18 protein-coding genes are annotated in these 18,568 nt (G+C 24.2%); 16 read left to right on the forward strand and 2 right to left on the reverse strand.

What is annotated here, in order from left to right; all coding sequences use genetic code 11:
- Nucleotides 1-204 precede the first annotated feature (204 nt).
- The 16 genes from NY022_RS00850 to ppa all read left to right on the forward strand — a co-directional run bounded on the left by NY022_RS00850 (nt 205) and on the right by ppa (nt 16,443).
- Nucleotides 205-1,836 carry a glycosyltransferase family 2 protein gene (locus tag NY022_RS00850; protein WP_267523134.1) on the forward strand — a complete coding sequence of 544 codons (1,632 nt, stop codon included), beginning with the start codon at nt 205-207 and terminating at the stop codon, nt 1,834-1,836.
- On the forward strand, nt 1,837-2,766 hold the full coding sequence (locus tag NY022_RS00855; protein ID WP_267523135.1) for a glycosyltransferase family 2 protein: 930 nt from the start codon (nt 1,837-1,839) through the stop codon (nt 2,764-2,766).
- Nucleotides 2,763-3,899, forward strand: a complete 1,137-nt coding sequence (glf, locus tag NY022_RS00860; RefSeq protein WP_267523136.1) for a UDP-galactopyranose mutase — start codon at nt 2,763-2,765, stop codon at nt 3,897-3,899. Before NY022_RS00855 ends, glf begins: the two co-directional genes overlap by 4 nt.
- Complete coding sequence (locus NY022_RS00865) at nt 3,884-5,863, forward strand: glycosyltransferase family 29 protein (protein WP_267523137.1); 1,980 nt, start codon at nt 3,884-3,886, stop codon at nt 5,861-5,863. The genes glf and NY022_RS00865 overlap by 16 nt, the downstream gene beginning before the upstream one ends.
- Nucleotides 5,856-7,433, forward strand: a complete 1,578-nt coding sequence (locus NY022_RS00870) for a glycosyltransferase family 4 protein (protein WP_267523138.1) — start codon at nt 5,856-5,858, stop codon at nt 7,431-7,433. Before NY022_RS00865 ends, NY022_RS00870 begins: the two co-directional genes overlap by 8 nt.
- A gap of 5 nt (nt 7,434-7,438) precedes the next feature.
- Complete coding sequence (locus tag NY022_RS00875; RefSeq protein ID WP_267523139.1) at nt 7,439-7,588, forward strand: hypothetical protein; 150 nt, start codon at nt 7,439-7,441, stop codon at nt 7,586-7,588.
- Nucleotides 7,589-7,606: 18 nt separating this feature from the next.
- Nucleotides 7,607-9,013 carry a phosphomannomutase/phosphoglucomutase gene (locus NY022_RS00880; protein ID WP_420707967.1) on the forward strand — a complete coding sequence of 469 codons (1,407 nt, stop codon included), beginning with the start codon at nt 7,607-7,609 and terminating at the stop codon, nt 9,011-9,013.
- A 96-nt stretch (nt 9,014-9,109) separates the two neighbouring features.
- Nucleotides 9,110-10,291 (forward strand): capsular biosynthesis protein, encoded by a 1,182-nt coding sequence (locus NY022_RS00885; RefSeq protein ID WP_267523140.1) that lies wholly within the window; start codon nt 9,110-9,112, stop codon nt 10,289-10,291.
- 19 nt (nt 10,292-10,310) lie between these two features.
- The gene (locus NY022_RS00890) at nt 10,311-11,072 is read left to right on the forward strand and encodes an ABC transporter permease (protein ID WP_267523141.1); all 762 of its coding nucleotides are present in this window, start codon (nt 10,311-10,313) and stop codon (nt 11,070-11,072) included.
- Nucleotides 11,069-11,731 carry an ABC transporter ATP-binding protein gene (locus NY022_RS00895; protein WP_267523142.1) on the forward strand — a complete coding sequence of 221 codons (663 nt, stop codon included), beginning with the start codon at nt 11,069-11,071 and terminating at the stop codon, nt 11,729-11,731. Before NY022_RS00890 ends, NY022_RS00895 begins: the two co-directional genes overlap by 4 nt.
- The gene (locus NY022_RS00900; protein WP_267523143.1) at nt 11,731-12,819 is read left to right on the forward strand and encodes a capsule biosynthesis protein; all 1,089 of its coding nucleotides are present in this window, start codon (nt 11,731-11,733) and stop codon (nt 12,817-12,819) included. The genes NY022_RS00895 and NY022_RS00900 overlap by 1 nt, the downstream gene beginning before the upstream one ends.
- On the forward strand, nt 12,819-14,414 hold the full coding sequence (locus tag NY022_RS00905) for a polysaccharide biosynthesis/export family protein (RefSeq protein WP_420707970.1): 1,596 nt from the start codon (nt 12,819-12,821) through the stop codon (nt 14,412-14,414). The genes NY022_RS00900 and NY022_RS00905 overlap by 1 nt, the downstream gene beginning before the upstream one ends.
- 19 nt (nt 14,415-14,433) lie before the next feature.
- A complete protein-coding gene (locus NY022_RS00910) occupies nt 14,434-15,000 on the forward strand; it encodes an adenylate kinase (RefSeq protein ID WP_267523145.1) in 567 nt (188 codons plus the stop codon).
- Nucleotides 15,001-15,074: 74 nt separating this feature from the next.
- Nucleotides 15,075-15,479 (forward strand): DUF4410 domain-containing protein, encoded by a 405-nt coding sequence (locus NY022_RS00915; protein WP_267523146.1) that lies wholly within the window; start codon nt 15,075-15,077, stop codon nt 15,477-15,479.
- A gap of 10 nt (nt 15,480-15,489) precedes the next feature.
- Nucleotides 15,490-15,918 carry a hypothetical protein gene (locus NY022_RS00920; protein WP_267523147.1) on the forward strand — a complete coding sequence of 143 codons (429 nt, stop codon included), beginning with the start codon at nt 15,490-15,492 and terminating at the stop codon, nt 15,916-15,918.
- Nucleotides 15,919-15,927: 9 nt separating this feature from the next.
- On the forward strand, nt 15,928-16,443 hold the full coding sequence (gene ppa, locus NY022_RS00925) for an inorganic diphosphatase (protein ID WP_267523148.1): 516 nt from the start codon (nt 15,928-15,930) through the stop codon (nt 16,441-16,443).
- 23 nt (nt 16,444-16,466) lie between these two features.
- On the opposite strand, the gene NY022_RS00930 is transcribed toward ppa, so the two are convergent.
- Nucleotides 16,467-17,462: a pyridoxal phosphate-dependent aminotransferase gene (locus NY022_RS00930; RefSeq protein WP_267523149.1), complete on the reverse strand. Its 996-nt coding sequence runs from the start codon at nt 17,460-17,462 to the stop codon at nt 16,467-16,469.
- On the reverse strand, nt 17,459-18,553 hold the full coding sequence (nusA, locus tag NY022_RS00935) for a transcription termination factor NusA (RefSeq protein WP_267523150.1): 1,095 nt from the start codon (nt 18,551-18,553) through the stop codon (nt 17,459-17,461). Before nusA ends, NY022_RS00930 begins: the two co-directional genes overlap by 4 nt.
- Nucleotides 18,554-18,568 lie beyond the last annotated feature (15 nt).

The following is an 18,568-nucleotide window of genomic DNA, read 5'->3' on the forward strand; positions in this document are numbered from 1 at the left end:
ATCAATATAATTACTATTATAATATTAAATTATATTCAGAAAAAAATATATCAAAAAAAATATTAATAACATAGATTGTATTATATATAACTCGGTTTTATATAAAACATTTTTACATAACTTAAGATAGTATATTATTAATTTACTAAAAAAAGATAAAGTTGAAAGTGATTAATTTGATTATTTTTATTATAAAGAGAATATATGAACACTGACGAAAATAATAAAATTGGTATTGTTATTCCTATTTTTAATGTTGAATATTACTTAGAATGCTGTATAAAATCAGTTATTAATCAAACTTTTAGTAACTATGAATTATTACTAATAAATGATGGTAGCAATGATAAGTCATTTGAAATTGCTAAATACTATGTATCAAAATATACAAATATAAAATTGATCAATAAAGATAATAAAGGAGTATCTCACACAAGAAATATTGGTATAGAGTATTATCTTAATAATAAAATTTTATATCAAAATACTATAATAGAAAATAATATGTGTAAAACAAATATTACATACAAAAATGAACCTATGGTATTATATTCTTCCGTCAATACTAATAAATATCCAGAAAACATAAATTACATAATATTTTTGGATTCTGATGATTTTTGGGAAAAAAATATATTAGAAAGATGTATAAAAAATATCAATAATAATGATTTAGTATGGTATGATTATAATGTAGATTATACAGAATTTAAACCAGAAATAAATTATCAAACAATATTTCAATTTTATAATATCAATAAAACAATTACCTTAACAAAAAATGAAATAGTAGAGTTATTAATTCAAACAAAAAATATATTATTTTGGTTTGGTTGGCATGGGATGATAAAACTAGAATTATTCAAAGATACAAATCTACGCTTTATAGAAGGAATTATACATGAAGATCATTATTTTGGTTTAGTACTATTCTCTAAGATTAATAGTGTTGTGATTTTATATGAGAAATTATATAATTATAGAGTTAGAATAAATAGCGTATGTAATCATTCTAAAACACCTAAACTACAAAATATATTACCTAAAAAATTATTAAAAATAATAGATTATTTTGATAATGATATTAATGAAATATACAATTATTATAAAACCTATAGTTATTGTGTAACTTACAAAAAACTGAAAGAATATTTTAATAAACATAATTATATACTTAAAAACAGATATCTGCCTTCATACTACAATATTGCGATTAATTTATTTAATCACAACAATGATCCATTGATAGGATATAATTGTTTTGATTTTAATGATATTAAAATAAAACTTAATAATATAAATAAGTTATTAAATAATAAAGAACAAATCATAAATAATAATAAGTTAAATTATTCAAATTTAGAAAAAAAATATGAAAATGAAATTATAAAAAATAATGTATTACAAGAAGAAAATAATTATTTAAACATCAACATAAATTCACTAAATAAAACTATACAACAAAAAAATGCTGAAATTTTATTTATAAAAAAATATGGAACAGTAAGAAATAAAATCAAATCGCATTTAGCCTATATGGTAGGAAAAACTTTAATTAAAAATTCAAATAATATTTTTGATTTAGCGTTAATGCCTATAAAATTATTAGTCATATATCTTACATATATACAAATAAAAAAAATAAATAAAAATAATAATTTACCGATTAGTAAATATCCTAATGCTTATAAAATAGAAAAAATTAAAAATACTTTTACATACAATATTGGTTTGTATTACATTAATCTGACTAAAAAATATACTTTTGTAGGTGCTTTATTTTTATTCCCATTTTTAATTAATAAATTTAAAAAATCACATTATGGTACTAATTAAATGCTGCTTAGTGTTATAATCCCAACATATAATTCTCAAAAATTTCTAAAAACATGTATAAAATGTTTAAAACAACAGCTTACGAGAGATATTGAATTTATATTTATAAATGATGGTTCAACAGATAATTCCTTAAAAATAATTGAATACAATATTAAAAATGACAATAGGTTTAAAATATATAGTAAGAAAAATACAGGGTATGGTGATAGTTGTAATTATGGGATAAGTATATCTAAAGGAAAATACATTGCTATTTTTGAACCTGATGATTATATACCAAAAGACTTTTACAGCGAATTAATAAATAATATTGATGGTGAATTAGATATTATTAAATATAACGGCATTTACAAAGTGCAAAACAATCAAAAAAGTAGACTTTTTAATTATTATAATCACCCTAAAAATAACTTTTATTTTAGAAATTATAAAAAAATATTATATAGTCATCCTAGTATCACAAATGGTATTTACAAAAGAGATTTTATACAACGACATAAAATTAAATTTTGTACAGGTTCAGGTGCTTCTTATCAAGATGAGCAATTTAGAATATCTATATTTTACACAAATCCACTTACAAAAATAATTGATAAATGTAAATATGAATACATAATACATGGTGACAATTCTATAAATTATAAAGGTAAAAAATTAAATATACAAGCAATAGAAAAAAATTGGCAAGAACAACTTGCTTGGGTTACTAATCAAAAATTTGACGTATATTTTAATTATGTATATGCCTATAGACAAATGTTAAATATATATAAAAAAACAAAAAATTATCAAATAGTTAAATCATTTTTCAAAATACATAATAAAATGGTTTATCCTAATTATTTTTATTATTTAAATGTAAATACTTTTGATTTATTTAAATACTATATTAATCTAATAAAAAATAAAATTAAGGATTTTAAATGAATACAATATACTTAATTGGAGCTGGACTTTTTAATATTATCTGTAGTAGAATTTTAGCAAAGAATGGATATAAATGCATTATATTAGAAAAAAGAAAGCATATAGGAGGTAATTGTTATGATGAAATTTACCCAAATACTAAAATACTAAATCATGTGTATGGACCACATATTATTCATTCAGACAATTATGATTTTATAAAATGGTTATCAGATTTTGATAAATTAGACTTTTTCCACCATGAAGTAAAAACTAAATATAAGAATAAATTGTATTCTATGCCAATCAACCTATCTACAATTAATGATTTTTTTGATACTAACTTAAATCCAAATGAAGTGAAAAAATTTTTACAAGATTTATCTAAAAAATATTATAAAGATAGCTACAATAATATGGAAGAAAAATGTTTGTCTTTAATAGGTATGGAATTATATGAAGCATTTTTTAAAACTTATACATATAAACAATGGAATAAATACCCTATTCAATTACCAAGCGAAACAATTAGTAGAATCCCAATCAGAACTAACTATCAAACAAGTTATTATAAAAAGAAATACTCATTTATACCTCATAATGGGTATACTGAGTTGTTTAAAAAAATACTTAAGCATGAAAATATAAGTATTGAGTTAAATAAAAATATTAAATTAAAAGATATAAAAAATTTAATAGTAAAAGGAAAAGTTATTTATACTGGAGCTATTGATGAATTATTTGAATATGAATTTGGAGAATTAGAATACAGAAGTTTGTATTTTGAAGTTGAAAAATTAGATATAAATGATTTTCAAGGAATTTCAGTAATTAATTACCCAGAGTTAGAATATAATTATACTAGAATTACAGAAGCTAAACATTTTTACCCTCATAAAAATCTTGGTGAAAATACAATAATTTCTAAAGAATATTCTACAGATTTTAAATTAAACTCTAAGCTAGATAGATATTATCCCATTAATACTAATACCAACAATAATTTATATGCAAAATATCTAGATAAATCTAAAAAATACGATAATTTGTATATAGAGGGAAGACTTGGAAAGTATATTTATACCGATATGGAAAATACTTTTAATAATGCAATTTTATTTTTAGAAAGAGAATTTAAATGTCAGTTAGCATAATTGTGCCTTGTTATAATGTAGAAAAATATTTAGATAGAAGTATTAATTCTTTAATAAAACAAACACTAGAAGATATTGAGATTATTTGTATTAACGATGGTTCTACAGATAATACATATGAAAAATTATTATCTTTTAAAAATATAAGCGATAAAATTTATGTCTATAATAAAACAAACGGTGGATATGGAAGTACTGTCAATTTAGGTATAACAAAAGCTACAAAAGATTATATAGCAATATTTGAACCAGATGATGAAGTTGGTGATGATTATTATGAATTACTTTATTTAGAGGCTAGTGTTGAAGAAAAAGATGTAGTAATGTATGGCACATATATAGAAAGACATGAAGGATTTAAAGATCAAGTAATTTATAGATTTGAAAATGTAGGAGTAAATGATGAAGATTTTATATTTCAAGATAAACAAATAGCTAGATTTTTATCGCTAGGTAATGTAGGTATTACTTTTGGCATATATTCAAAAAAATTAATAACTGAAAATAATATAACACTAAATACTAAAGCAAAATCATATGAAGATGTGGAATTTATGTATGATATTTATCAATGTGCTAAAAATATAGGGATTTTACCAAGCGGAAGTTATTATTATTATAGAGATATTCCAACTCAATCAGTAGGGATAAATGGAAAATTTGAAAGAATTATTATAATAGTAAAAAGTATATATAAAAAACTTCAATATAAAGATAAATATAAAGAAAACATACTTGGATACCTATTAACACATTTAATAGTTAACTACAATAGAAGTAATAATACCCAGATAAAATATAAGATAGAAAAATTAATAATTTTCATAATTAATAATAATGATAAAATAACAATATCTAAAAGCATATTTCAACAACTAAAAAATAAATTACTTATTGATAATTCAAATATATTAAAATTCAAAATTATTGAAGATAAAATCAATATTGATAATAATATTAGAAATTTTATTAATATTAATAACTCTACAAGCTTAAGTATTTATCTATCCAAATTAAATTTTTTATTAAATTTGATAAATGAAGAAAATTTTCAACAAAATTCTAATTTACTTATAAATACCTTTATAAGTGCTTTAAACAATTTAAATACAGAAAAACAAGTTAAAGATTTTTTAAAAATTATTTGTAAAAATACAAATATCAAAAATCTAATTAATTACCATCCTAATATTAGGAATATTATATTGTTTAATATGAGAAAATACAATATAATTAACAATTTGCATTTTTATTTAAAAAATAAATATTTTTACAATTCAGACTATTATTTAGGTTTAGAAAATTTTAAAGAACTTAATGAAATACCACATTATTATCACATGTTTAATGTTATAAATAGCATTAAAATTAATAATATAGAATTTGAACAATTTATAAGAAATAAGACTATTGCCATTGTAGGTAATAGTCCGACTATTATGAATGAAAATAAAGGGAATGAAATAGATAATCATGATATAGTTGTTAGATTTAATAATTATCCTGTAGATTATTCTTTGCAAAGACACACAGGAAGCAAAACTGATATATGGGCAATATCACCTGCATTAGAAAGTATTTTTTATAAAGAAAATACAAATAATATTAAATATATATTTATACCATTAACACACACTACTACTATCACTAAATTAAATTTAATCACTAATTTAAATGATTCTGGTTTAAAAATAGTTAGATATAGTGCACAAAAATATTTAAATATTTTCAATATGCAAATAATGTCTTTAGGTTTAATTATGATATTATTTTTTTTAGAAAGAAAAAATCAAATTTCAAAAATTAATTTATATGGCTTCTCACTAGAAGAACAAGAGCAAGGAATTAAACACTATTTTAAAGGTGATATTAGCAGTGGTAAAATTTTAAAATTCCACAAATGGAAAAAAGAATGGAAAATATTCAATTCAATTAAAAAACAAATCAAGGAAAAAAATGCCTAGACATTATATACATTTTCATCAAGGGTACGATATAAATAAAGGTGGCACTATAGGGTATAATTCAATACTCCTAGATTCTTTTAGATGTTATAATAAAAATTTTAAAACAAATAATGGTATAGAATGTGCATTTATATATCCAAATATTAAACCAACAGAGAGATTAAATAACGAACTTTTAAGAGATATTATAGACCTAAGGTTTCAATATACTCAAGAGTATAAAAATGAAAAAATAAACAATAATTTAATAAAAATAAGAAAAAATTGGTTTAAGGAAATACTGCCATTAGAATTATATTCTAAAATAAATACACATGAAATAAGTTCAATACATATACATGGGGCATATAATTTTTTACCAATATATAACTCATTGGCTAAAATGGGTGTTGATTCAAAAGTTCTTAAAATTTTAACAACCCATAATCCTTTTAAGCCCGAAGTTGAAGATTTAGAGTTATCAAATCAAAATAATACTTTAAACCAAAATATGATTGATATGCTAAGTTTTTTCTTTAAAGAACGTGATTATTGGGCTTTTAGATTAGCTGATACTCTGATTTTTCCTTCTGAATATAGCATAGAAGGATATTATGAAACTTGGCCTGAATTTAAGGATATTATTAAAAATAAAAAAATTTTCTTTACCACTACAGGAACAAAAGAAAAGAAATCAAATACTACAAAAAAAATAAAACGCAAAGAATTAAATATCCCAAATAACGCAAAAGTATTTTTATATTTAGGTAGATTTATAAAAATTAGAGGATATGATCTACTTATTGAAGCCGCTAAGCATATATTAAAAAAAGAAGATAATATATATTTTGTTGTAGTTGGTGAAAATAGAGAAAAAGTAATGAATCATAAAAATTGGATACAAATACCTTTTACAGATTCTCCTGGAGACTTTATAAATATGGCAGATGCTTGTTTATGCCCGAATAGAGGGAGTTTATTTGACTTAAGTATGATTGAAATATTATCTTTAGCAAAACCTATAATATGTGCAAAAGTTGGGGGATATAAATTTCTAGAAAATAAAACTTCTGGAGTAATTTATTTTGAAAAGGAAAATATTTTTGATTTTATAAATGCAATAGAAAAATTTTTAACTTTAAATCAAATTAACATAGATAAAATGGGACAAGAAAATAGAAAATTATATGATACAGAACTTAATTTAGAAAATTTTCAAAGAAACTATTGTAATACTATAGATGAAATTTATGATTATTTTAAAATTTCTAGCAATAATTATTCATTTGCAGATAAAACACATCTATTTCCTTTAGAAAAAGAAGTAAAAAATATACCAATTATCAAAAAAGAACAAAAAACTCCAATAATTGATTCTGTAGTACAAAAAGTTAATAATGTTATACCAGTTGAAAATCAAAAAATAAAAAATAGAAAAATAAGAAAATTAGTGTATTCTCCAAATTTATTTTTTAGAGATATGTTAATAAATATTAAAAATAATAAAAAACTAAAAAAATTAAAGCATAATCCAAAAAGATTTTTTAAAGACTTTGCTATTAATTTGATAAATAAAATATTTAGGTAAAATTTATGAATAATATTACTAAAATTATTGGTAATCATTACTGGATTTGTAATAATGTAAAAAATTCAAATAATACCAATACTTCAAATATCAATTATGCAATAGCTAGTATCAAAAGAGATATTATCTTAAATAAAAAATTATTAAAATTATAATGTAATTAAGGAAGTATAATGAAACACATATTTAGAGAATACGATATTAGGGGGATTTTTGGGACTGAGATTAGTCCTAGTTTTACTAAGGCCTTAGGTTTTGTAATAGGTAAAATTATGCTTAGTAAAAATGCAAAAAGTGTAAGCGTAGGCTATGATGCAAGACTTAGTAATAAAATCTTAAATAATGCTTTAATTTATGGGCTAAATCGTGCAGGAATTAAGGTTTATTCACTTGGACTTGTTCCTACTCCACTTGGGTATTTTAGCAATTACGCTTATGAAATTGATGCAAATATTATGATAACAGCATCACATAACCCTAAAGAATACAATGGCTTTAAAATCACTATAAATAAAGAAAGTTTTTTTGCAAAAGAGCTTAGTGATATTTATACTGAAGTTGCAAATCACATAAAAGATTTTGATAATAAGATTGAAAATGCCGAATATGAAGAATTAGATATTAAAACAAAATATATTGAGTTTTTACAAAAAGAATTTGCTCATCTTAAAAACGCCAATATAAATCTAGCAATTGATACGGCTAGTGGTGCAGCCTGTGAAGTTGTAGCAAACATTTTAGATATTTTAAATATTAAATACGCTCACTATTTTAGTGAATTTGATGGTGAATTTAAATCTCACGAGCCAGACCCAACAGAAGAAGAAAATCTATTTGCTATTAAAAATGAGCTTAATTTTAGCAATTTTTCTCATCATTGCCCTACTCCACTTTATAAAAATAACTATGTTAAAAATACTGCGACACTTGGCTTTGGTTTTGATGGAGATGCTGATAGAATTGTATGTGTTTTAAAAGATAAAATCATTAAAGGTGATGAGCTTTGCTATCTATTTGCAAATAATATTAAAAATCCTAAAATCCTTTGTGAAGTTAAATGCTCAAAAGTGATTTTTGATAAAATTAACGAGCTAGGAACTTGCTCAATGTGTAAAACAGGTCATTCAAATATCAAAAAAGCCATAAAAGAATTAAATGTAGATTTAGCAGCAGAACTTAGCGGACATGTATTTTTTAATGACAAATATTATGGATACGATGATGCGATTTATTCTATGCTAAGAATTATTGAGCTATATTTAAAAAATCCTAATTTTATTGATATTTTAAACAACTTACCTAAAGCATATTCAAGTAATGAAATAAAAATAAAAGTAAATGAAAGTGATAAATTTAATATAATAAATACTTATAAAGAAAAAATAAAATCTCTTAATCTAAATGCTAAGCTAATTGAAATTGATGGAGTGAGATTAGAATTTGAAAATGGATTTTCACTACTTCGCGCAAGTAATACTAGCCCTTATTTAGTAGCTAGATTTGAAAGCATTAGTGAAGATAAATTAAAAGAAATCAACGATTTTACCTTTAAACTTTTAGATGAAATAATTAAAAATTAATTAGTTAATAAGTTTAGGTTAATATAACTAAAAAATTTTTAAAATACCCCCCCCCACGCTCAATATTACTAAATTGTGGGGGGGGTAGTATTCTAAGTGAAAGAAAGTATGAATATAAATAGTTTAATAAGTAAATTTAATAATGAAAATATTTTATTTTTACAAGGACCTTTAGGGCCTTTTTTTAAGCGTTTTAGCAAATACCTTAATAAAAACAATAAAATATACAAAATTAATTTTACGGCGGGTGATTTTATATTTTATCCATCAAAATATAATTACAAAGGAAGTTTAAACAATCTTAAATCATACTTAGATAATTTTTATAAACTCAATAAAATCACTTGCATTATATTATTCGGCGATACTAGGCCAATTCATGAAATAGCAATTAATTTAGCTAAAAAATTAAATATAAAAATATATGTATTTGAAGAAGGATATTTAAGGCCAAATTATATTACTTGCGAAATGACTGGCGTTAATGCAAACTCACTTATGAGTAAAAATAAAAATGATTATAAAAAACTAAATACTTATAAAGAAAACTCAAAACTATTTAAGTCAAGTTTTAAAATAATGGCTTTTTATGCTTTAATGTATTATACATTTAGTATTATATTTCAAGTATTTTATAATAACAAAAACTATCATAGACCACTAAATATAATGGAGCTTTTTAGATGGTTTAGACATTTTTATAGAAAAGCTAAATATTTAATTTTAGAAAAAAATGTAGATAATTTAGCTAAAAAATATTCCAAAAAATACTTTTTAGCAGTTCTTCAAGTGCATAACGATAGTCAAATAAAAAAGCATTTTAAAGACAAAGGTATGAAAAAATTCATAGTAAAAACCATAAAATCATTTGCTAAAAATAGAGCGAATAATAATGTTTTGATATTTAAACACCACCCATTAGATATTGCATATACTGATTATTCAAATATTATAAATGAACTTACCAAAAGACTTGGTATAAGTGATAAGGTGTTTTATATTCATCGTGGAAATATCCCAAATCTTTTAAAAAATGCTAAAGGCTGTATTTGTATAAATAGCACTGTGGGAATGCAAGCACTTTATCATAATTGCCCTACTATAGTATTGGGTAATACAATCTATAATATAGATAGTTTAGTCTATAAAAATAACCTTGATAGCTTTTGGCAAAATGCTCATAATTTCGTAAGCGATTATGATTTATATTTGAAATTTCAAGGGTATTTATTAAAAAACAATCAATATAATGCAAATTTTTACTTAAATTTCAAATAACTTGAAATAGGAAAATTAAATGTGGCATATAATAAACGCACTTATTTTAAGAGAGCTTAAAACTAGGTTTGGCAAAAACCCAACTTTAGGATATATACAAGTAATATTTGAGCCTATGATGCATATTATAGTTATATTAACAATCATTTCACTAATCAAAGATAAATTTTTACAGCAAATACCTTTTATATTATTTTTAATATCAGGTATGGTTCCTTTTTTTATGTTTAGAAGTATCATTAATTTTATGATGAATGGAATTGAAGCTAATAAAAGTTTATTTACTTATAAACCAGTTCGCCCTATTCATGTATTTTTAGCTAGAGCCTTACTAGAAGGTATTTTATATTTTGTTATTTTTTGTATTTTAATGATTACAACGGGGTTCTTTATAAACTATAATATTATTCCATTTAATATTGTTTATAGTCTTTTAGTGTTTATTTGGCTAGTTATTATTGCATTTGCTTTAGGGCTTTTACTAGCTGTTGTTTTTTATGGTAGAGATGTTATAAAAAATATTATAGGTTATGCACTTACTATGATGTATTTTGGTTCTGCTATTATGTTTCCTTTATGGATAGTCCCAAACCAAATGATAGATATTCTAGCTTATAACCCAATCTTGCATATAATTGAACTTTTTAAAGAAAATTATTTTGAAACCTACCCTATAGTAACTCAAATTAATATTGAATATCCTTTAATTTGCACTTTAGTTTTATTATTTTTTAGTCTCGGCTTATATTATAAAAAAAGAGTGGAGCTTGGCACTGCATGATTAGACTTGAAAATATCACAAAATACTTTGTATTAAACAACAAAAAAAAGCATTATATTTTTAAGGATTTAAATTTTACTTTTCCTGATAATTGCTCAATCGGTCTAATGGGAAAAAATGGTGCAGGAAAATCTACAATGCTAAGAATTTTAGGCGGACTTGATATTCCTAATCGCGGTAAGGTAATAATTGATAAGAGTATTTCTTGGCCTGTTGGATTTGCAGGTGGATTTCAAGGAAGCTTGAGTGCTAGAGATAATATCAAATTCATAGCTAGAATCTACGGATATAGTGGAGAAGCTTTAAAAGAAAAAATAGAATATGTAAAAGAATTTGCCGAACTTGGAGATTATTTTGATGAACCTATTAGAAGCTATTCATCAGGTATGAAAAGTAGGATTTCATTTGGTCTTAGTATGGCATTTGATTTTGACTACTATCTCATAGATGAAGCAGGTGCAGTTGGCGATAAATCATTCAAGCAAAAAAGCAGAAAAGTATATGAAGAAAAATTATCAAAATCAAAGGTAATTATGGTTTCACACGATATTAACGAAATAAAAACTTGGTGTGATAAAATAGTTTTTTTAGACAATGGAATAGCCACAATCTATGATGATGTAGATGAAGGAATTAATAAATATAAAGAAAGTTGCTAATGAAAAAAAAGATTATAAAATTTATAACAAGCTTTAAAATTATCATAGTTTTAAGCTTAATTTCACTGATTTATTTTGCTTTTATAGCAAGTTCAAGATATGAAAGCACAGCAATAATTGGAGTAAAATCTACAAGCACTACCACTGATACATCTAGCCTAATACCAATAATAGGACTTACAAGTTCATCTAAAGAAGATTTAATGTATCTTAAAGAATATATAAATTCATACGATATGCTAGCAATTTTGCAAAAAGATATAAATATCAAAGCTATGTATGAAGGAAAAATTGACTATGAATTATTTTTGAAAAATCTTGATGTAAAAGAAGATTTTTTAAAATATTATCAAAGTAGAATAAAGGTAGTTTATGATGATATTACCGGACTTTTAAGTATTAAAATTAACGCATTTTCTCCAGAAGATTCTAAAAAAATAGCCGATACGATACTTAAGGAAAGTGAAAATTTCATAAACGAAATATCACATAAAATTGCAAGAGAGCAAATGAGTTTTGCAAAAGAAGAATTAGAAAAAGCTAGTTTAGAGCTAAGTAAAGCCCAAGATGAAATTACTGTATTTCAAAATAATAATGCACTAATAGACCCGACAAATCAAACAAAAACACAACTAGAAATAGCAAGTAAAATAGAAAATAAAATTATAGAAAAAGAAGTAGAATTATCAAGCCTTAGTAGTTATTTAAATTCTAACACACCGCAAATTCAAGCTATTAAATCAGAGATTAATTCATTAAAATATCAGTTAGATAATGAAAAATCAAAATTAACTTCAAAAGAACATAAAAATAAATTAAATACATTAATATTTGAATTTTCTAATCTTACATTTAAATTAAAATTTGCCGAAGATGCTTATAAAATCGCTCTTAATTCATATCAAAATTCAAAATTAGAGGCTAGTAAAAAACTAAAACAATTAATCATTATAAGCAAACCTAATATTTCCGATATTCCTACTTATCCTAATACGATTTATAATACTTTATCAATTTTGTTTATATTAAGTTTAATCTTTGGAATATTTAAATTTAGTTTATCAATATTAGAGGAGCATAAGTGTTAATTAAAAAAATATTTTATTTATTACTAATTAATTTTATTGTGTTTGCTACGGATATAACAAACACATCAGATAATGAAAACAAAACAATAGCAAATAATATATATGGCTCTCACTTATTTTCAGGTAATTTTTCAAATTCAACTAAACATATATATAATCCAGATTATCAAATAGCTATAGGTGATAGTATCAATATTAAATTATGGGGTGCTATTGAATTGATCCAACAATCAATAGTGGATTCTCAAGGTAATATTTTTATTCCACAAGTTGGAGTCATTCATCTTTTAGGTGTTAGCAATAAAGACTTAGCACCAATTATTCAAAACAAAATAAAACAAACATACAAATCAAATGTATATGCATATGCTGATTTAGATAGCTATCAAACAATACCAGTATTTGTAACAGGAAATGTAAATAAACCAGGACTTTATGAAGGGCTTAGTTCTGATTCATTAATTCAATACATTGATAAAGCTGGTGGAATTAATCTTGAATATGGAAGTTTTAGAAACATTGAAATTTTAAGAAATAATAAAGTAATAAATAAAATTGACTTGTATGATTTTTTATTAAATGGAAAAATTAGCTACGATATTTTTAAAAGTGGTGATGTAATTTTAGTTCATCCTATAAATGGTTATGTAAATGTGATTGGAGAAGTAAGAAAACCATTCAGATTTGAATTAAGTAATGATTTAAAGACACTAGAAGATTTAGCAAAACTAGCTAATGCAAAATCAACAACTACAAACGCCATAGTAAGAAGTTATGACAATAACAATAAATTACAAGTTAGTACATATTCTATAGGTGAATTTAAAAATGTACCTATAAAAAGTGGCGATGAAATAGAATTTAAACCTGATTACACAACCGATAATATAAAAATAAACATAGAAGGAGAACATGATGGTTTGCATTCTTTAGTTGTAGCTAAAGGAACAACATTACAAGATGTTGTAAATAAATTATTTATAAATGATAGATCAGATTTAGATTCTATTCAAGTTTATAGAAAAAGTGTAGCAAAATTACAAAAAAAATTATTAGATACACAATTAAAAGAATTAGAAAGTTTAGCATTAACTACGAGTTCATCAACTCTAGACGAAGCAAAAATAAAAGAAAGCTGGTCTAATAATATTTTAAATTTCATACAAAGAGCAAAAGAAATAGAACCAAAAGGTCAGATTGTAATTGATAATAGTGATTTATATGCATCAATAATATTAGAAGAAGATGATATTATAAATATCCCAGCAAAAGACAATCTAATCGTATTACAAGGTGAAATATCTATACCTAGTGCATTTATATATCAAGAAAAATTAAAATTAAAAGATTACATAAAAATGGCTGGAGGTTTAAATTCAAAAGCAGATAAAGAAAAAATATTATTAATACACAAAAACGGTAAAGTAGATAAAATTTCAATAGGGCTATTTGGAAATTCTAAAATTAAAATAAATGCAGGTGATTCTATATTAGTCTTACCTAAAGTTGAAACATATAATTTACAAATAACTGGATTATTAAGCCAAATTTTGTATCATATAGCAGTAGCAACTAAAGTAATTTTAGATATTTAATTTTATGAAAGGAAACACTATGAAAAAATTATTTTTAATTATAGGAGCACCTGGTAGTGGTAAAACTACTGATGCTAGCATAATTGCTAAAAACGAAAACTACACACACTATTCAACAGGCGATTTATTAAGAGCTGAAGTTGCAAGTGGAAGCGAATTAGGAAAACAAATAAACGAGCTTATCTCAAAAGGAAATCTAGTGCCTTTACAAATAGTTGTAAATACAATTATGAGCGCACTTAAAAAAGCTCCAAGTGATGTTATATTAATAGATGGTTACCCAAGAAGTGTTGAACAAATGCACGCACTTGATAACGAATTAGCTAAATCAAACGAAGTAAATCTTAGTGCTGTTATTGAAGTATTTGTAAGCGAACAAGTAGCAAAAGATAGAGTTTTAGGTCGTGCTAGGGGTGCTGATGATAATGAAGAAGTATTTAATAATCGTATGAAAGTATATACCGAGCCTTTAGCTGATATTTTAAATTTTTATAAAGCAAAAAATCTACATATACAAATCAACGGCGAACGCACAATTGAAGAAATTGTTGCAAATATGAGTGAAGAAATTAAGAAAAAAATCTAATCAAGGAGAAAAAATGAAAGTAAATTCGTTAATTTTAAGTATTGTGGGGGGGGGTATTACTAACCGCTTGTAATATGGCTAGTGCAAACATTAAGACAGCTAATAGCAAGGCACCTGAAAAGGTTTATTTAAATGCTTATGCTGAATGTGGTAGTAGTGAAACAGAAAAATATCTAGAAAATCAAGTAAATGCAAAACTTAGATCTATGAGCATAGCAGGTAGAGATTTAAAAATTAAATGCAATACTGTAAGCTACGATGAAGGAAATAGATTTGCTAGATATATGATAGGCTTTGGGGCAGGAGCGGCTTCATCGGTTATAGATATTAGATTAATTGATGACAACGGTAATGAGATTAATAAATTTGAAATAACTACCAAACTTAGCATGGGTGCTTTTGGTGGAAGTGACAAAAATATGTTAGATGTAGCTGCTGATAAAATTGTAAAGCATATAAAAGAAAATTATATTAAATAGGAAACAAAAAATGAAATTTAAAACTTTATTTTTTGCTATTGTATTAGGAGGTGTATTTTTAACTGCTTGTGGCACGATGAGTTCGTATACTCAAAGTATTGATGAGAAAAAAATGGAAAGAATTTATCTAAGTGCGTATGCAGATTGTGGAAATGGTGTATCTCAAAAAGATTTAGAAGAAAAAATAAATACTAGTTTTAGAGTATCAAATATTATAGGTAGAGAACTAAAAATTAAATGTTTTGATTATAAGCTAGACTATGATGGTCGTATGATGTCTTTAGAAGTCGGAGTAAAATTAATAGATAGTTCAAATAATGAAATAGGTAGTTTTAAAGCTATATCTAAATTATCAGGTGTTATTGTAACTGATACTATGCTGAATAATATAGCAGCTACAAGAATTTTTAATTATGTTAAAATAAATTATATTAAATAGGAGAAAAAAATGGATATTACAAAAATTAAAAGTGGAAATGCAGAGAAATTAAATGCAGTTATAGAAATTCCTTATGGCTCAAATATTAAATATGAGCTAGATAAAGATAGTGGAACAATCATGGTTGATAGAGTTATGTATTCGGCTATGTTTTACCCAGCAAATTATGGTTTCGTGCCAAATACACTTGCAGCTGATGGTGATCCTGTTGATGTGCTTGTATTAAATGAATACCCAGTTCAAGCAGGTGCTGTTATTCCTTGCCGTTTAATTGGTGTTTTAATTATGGAAGATGAAAGCGGTATGGATGAAAAATTACTTGCAGTTCCTGTTAGCAAGATTGACCCAAGCTATGATAATATCAAATCTTTAGAAGATCTAGCACCACACAAACTTGCAAAAATCAAAAACTTTTTTGAAACATACAAAGCATTAGAAAAAGGTAAATGGGTAAAAGTTCAAGATTTTAAAGGCATAGCTGAAGCTACAAAAATACTTGAAGAATCAATCAAAAACTATAAATAATTTTGCCACAATAAGTGGCAAAATTATACTAAATTTTTATCTTTAGCTAATCTTAAAGCTTTAATATATGCTTGAATCTCTTCTTTATTGCCAATGCTTATTCTATTTAAAAGTGGGTAATTTTCTATAGCACCACCAACTAATATTCCTTGCTCTTTCATAAATGTTCTATAATTAATATCTTTTATCTCATGTAAAATAAAATTAGTCTGTGACGGGTAATATTTAATATTAAGCTTTTTAAATTCATTTTCAACTAATAAACGATTTTTTCTTATTTCATCTCTTGCTACATTTAAAAATTCAACATTATTAAGAGCATAAATTGCACCATAAAGTGCAAAAGAATTAATCCTGTCTGGATTATAAAAAGCACTCATTTTTTCAATAGTTTTTTCACAAGCTATACCATACCCTAGTCTAAGCCCAGCTAAAGAATAAATTTTTGACATAGTTCTAGCATGTAAAACATTTGAATTACTAGCCATTTTTATTGTATTAAAATCTTCTACAAATTCGCTATATGCTTCATCTAAAATAAAATATGTATCATTATTACAAATATCATTTAAATATTCTAAATCACTTTTGCTAAGCATTTGTGCTGTAGGATTATTAGGATTACATATATAAATTAAATTTATTCTATCATTACTACAACTTATAGAATGAACATCTAGCTTAAAATCATCGCCTAAAATTATAGGTTTAATATTCATATTTAAAGCCCTAGCAAAATCTACAATTACATAAAATGTAGGTTTTGGAACTATAAAGTCAATTTGTTTATTTTCAAGTTTAGCCTTTTCATTAAGCATAAGCATAAACATAAAAATAACATCACTAGAACCGCAACCTAAAATAAAATTATCTGGTTTTAAATTATATTTATTTGCTAATGCCTCATGTAATTTATAATTATTCTCAAAACTATATCTATTAGTCTCAACACTATTTACAATATTACTTACATCAAGTTTATAACTTGTATTCTCATTTTTGCTTAAATCTATCATCATATATTCTTAAATAAATTTTCTAAATTTGCTTTCGCTTCTTCTGAGCTAATACTTTGCTCACCTACACTTCCTTGCTCTATCAATTCTATTTGTAAACCAGTTAACATACTACAAAGTCTAATATTAATTCCTTGCTTACCTATAGCTTTACTTTTTTGGTCGTGATTTATTACAACTTTTGCTACATCATTATCAATAGTAACTGAATTAATAATTGCCGGTGCTAGAGCTCTTGATACCAATATTGCTTGCTCACTAGAATACTCAACACAATCAATATTTTCACCATTTAATTCCTTACTAACAGCATTAATTCTAACCCCTTTAGAACCAACAGTAGCTCCAACTGCATCTATACTCATAGAATTAGCCTTAAGTAATACTTTTGCTCTTTCACCAGGAATTCTTGCACTATTTATAATCTCTATATAATTATCCTTAATCTCAGGTACTTCTAATGTGAGTAAGGCATTTAAAAATTTAGGTGAAGTTCTTGAAATTTCCACCTTCAGCCCTATTTTCTTATCAACGCTAACATGTTTAATTACAGCTTTTAATACATCACCAACTTTAAATTTTTCACCTTTTATACGATTTTTTCTAGGCAATACTGCTCTAATTTCATCAAATTCTATGAAAGTATTTTCATCATTATCTATAAATATAACTGTTCCAAATATTAATTTATCAACCATACTTTGATATTTTTCAAATAATTTTTCTTCAACAAGTCTTTGAACATTATATTCTAACTCTTTATATAGCCAATTTACCGCAGTTCTATCTAAATTTAAAAATGAAATTTCATACTTTAAAGTATCTCCAATTTCTACTTCATTAGATTCAGCCCTAGCCTTGCTTAAACTTATATATTTATTATCATCTTTTACTAATTCATCATTATCTGCTACAACTATTAAATTTTGATATACACAAAGTGATTTTTTAACATCTACACTAAATTCTTTATCATCACCAAAAAGTCTTTTAGCAGTATTTGTTATAGATGTTATTACCCTTTTACTTACCTCTTCAACTGGCAATGATTTCTCATTCGCAATTGATTCTATTATATCTACTATTCTTTCCAAGATTTTACCTTTAAT

It is taken from the genome of Campylobacter sp. MG1 (assembly GCF_026616895.1).
GTDB lineage: Bacteria > Campylobacterota > Campylobacteria > Campylobacterales > Campylobacteraceae > Campylobacter_E.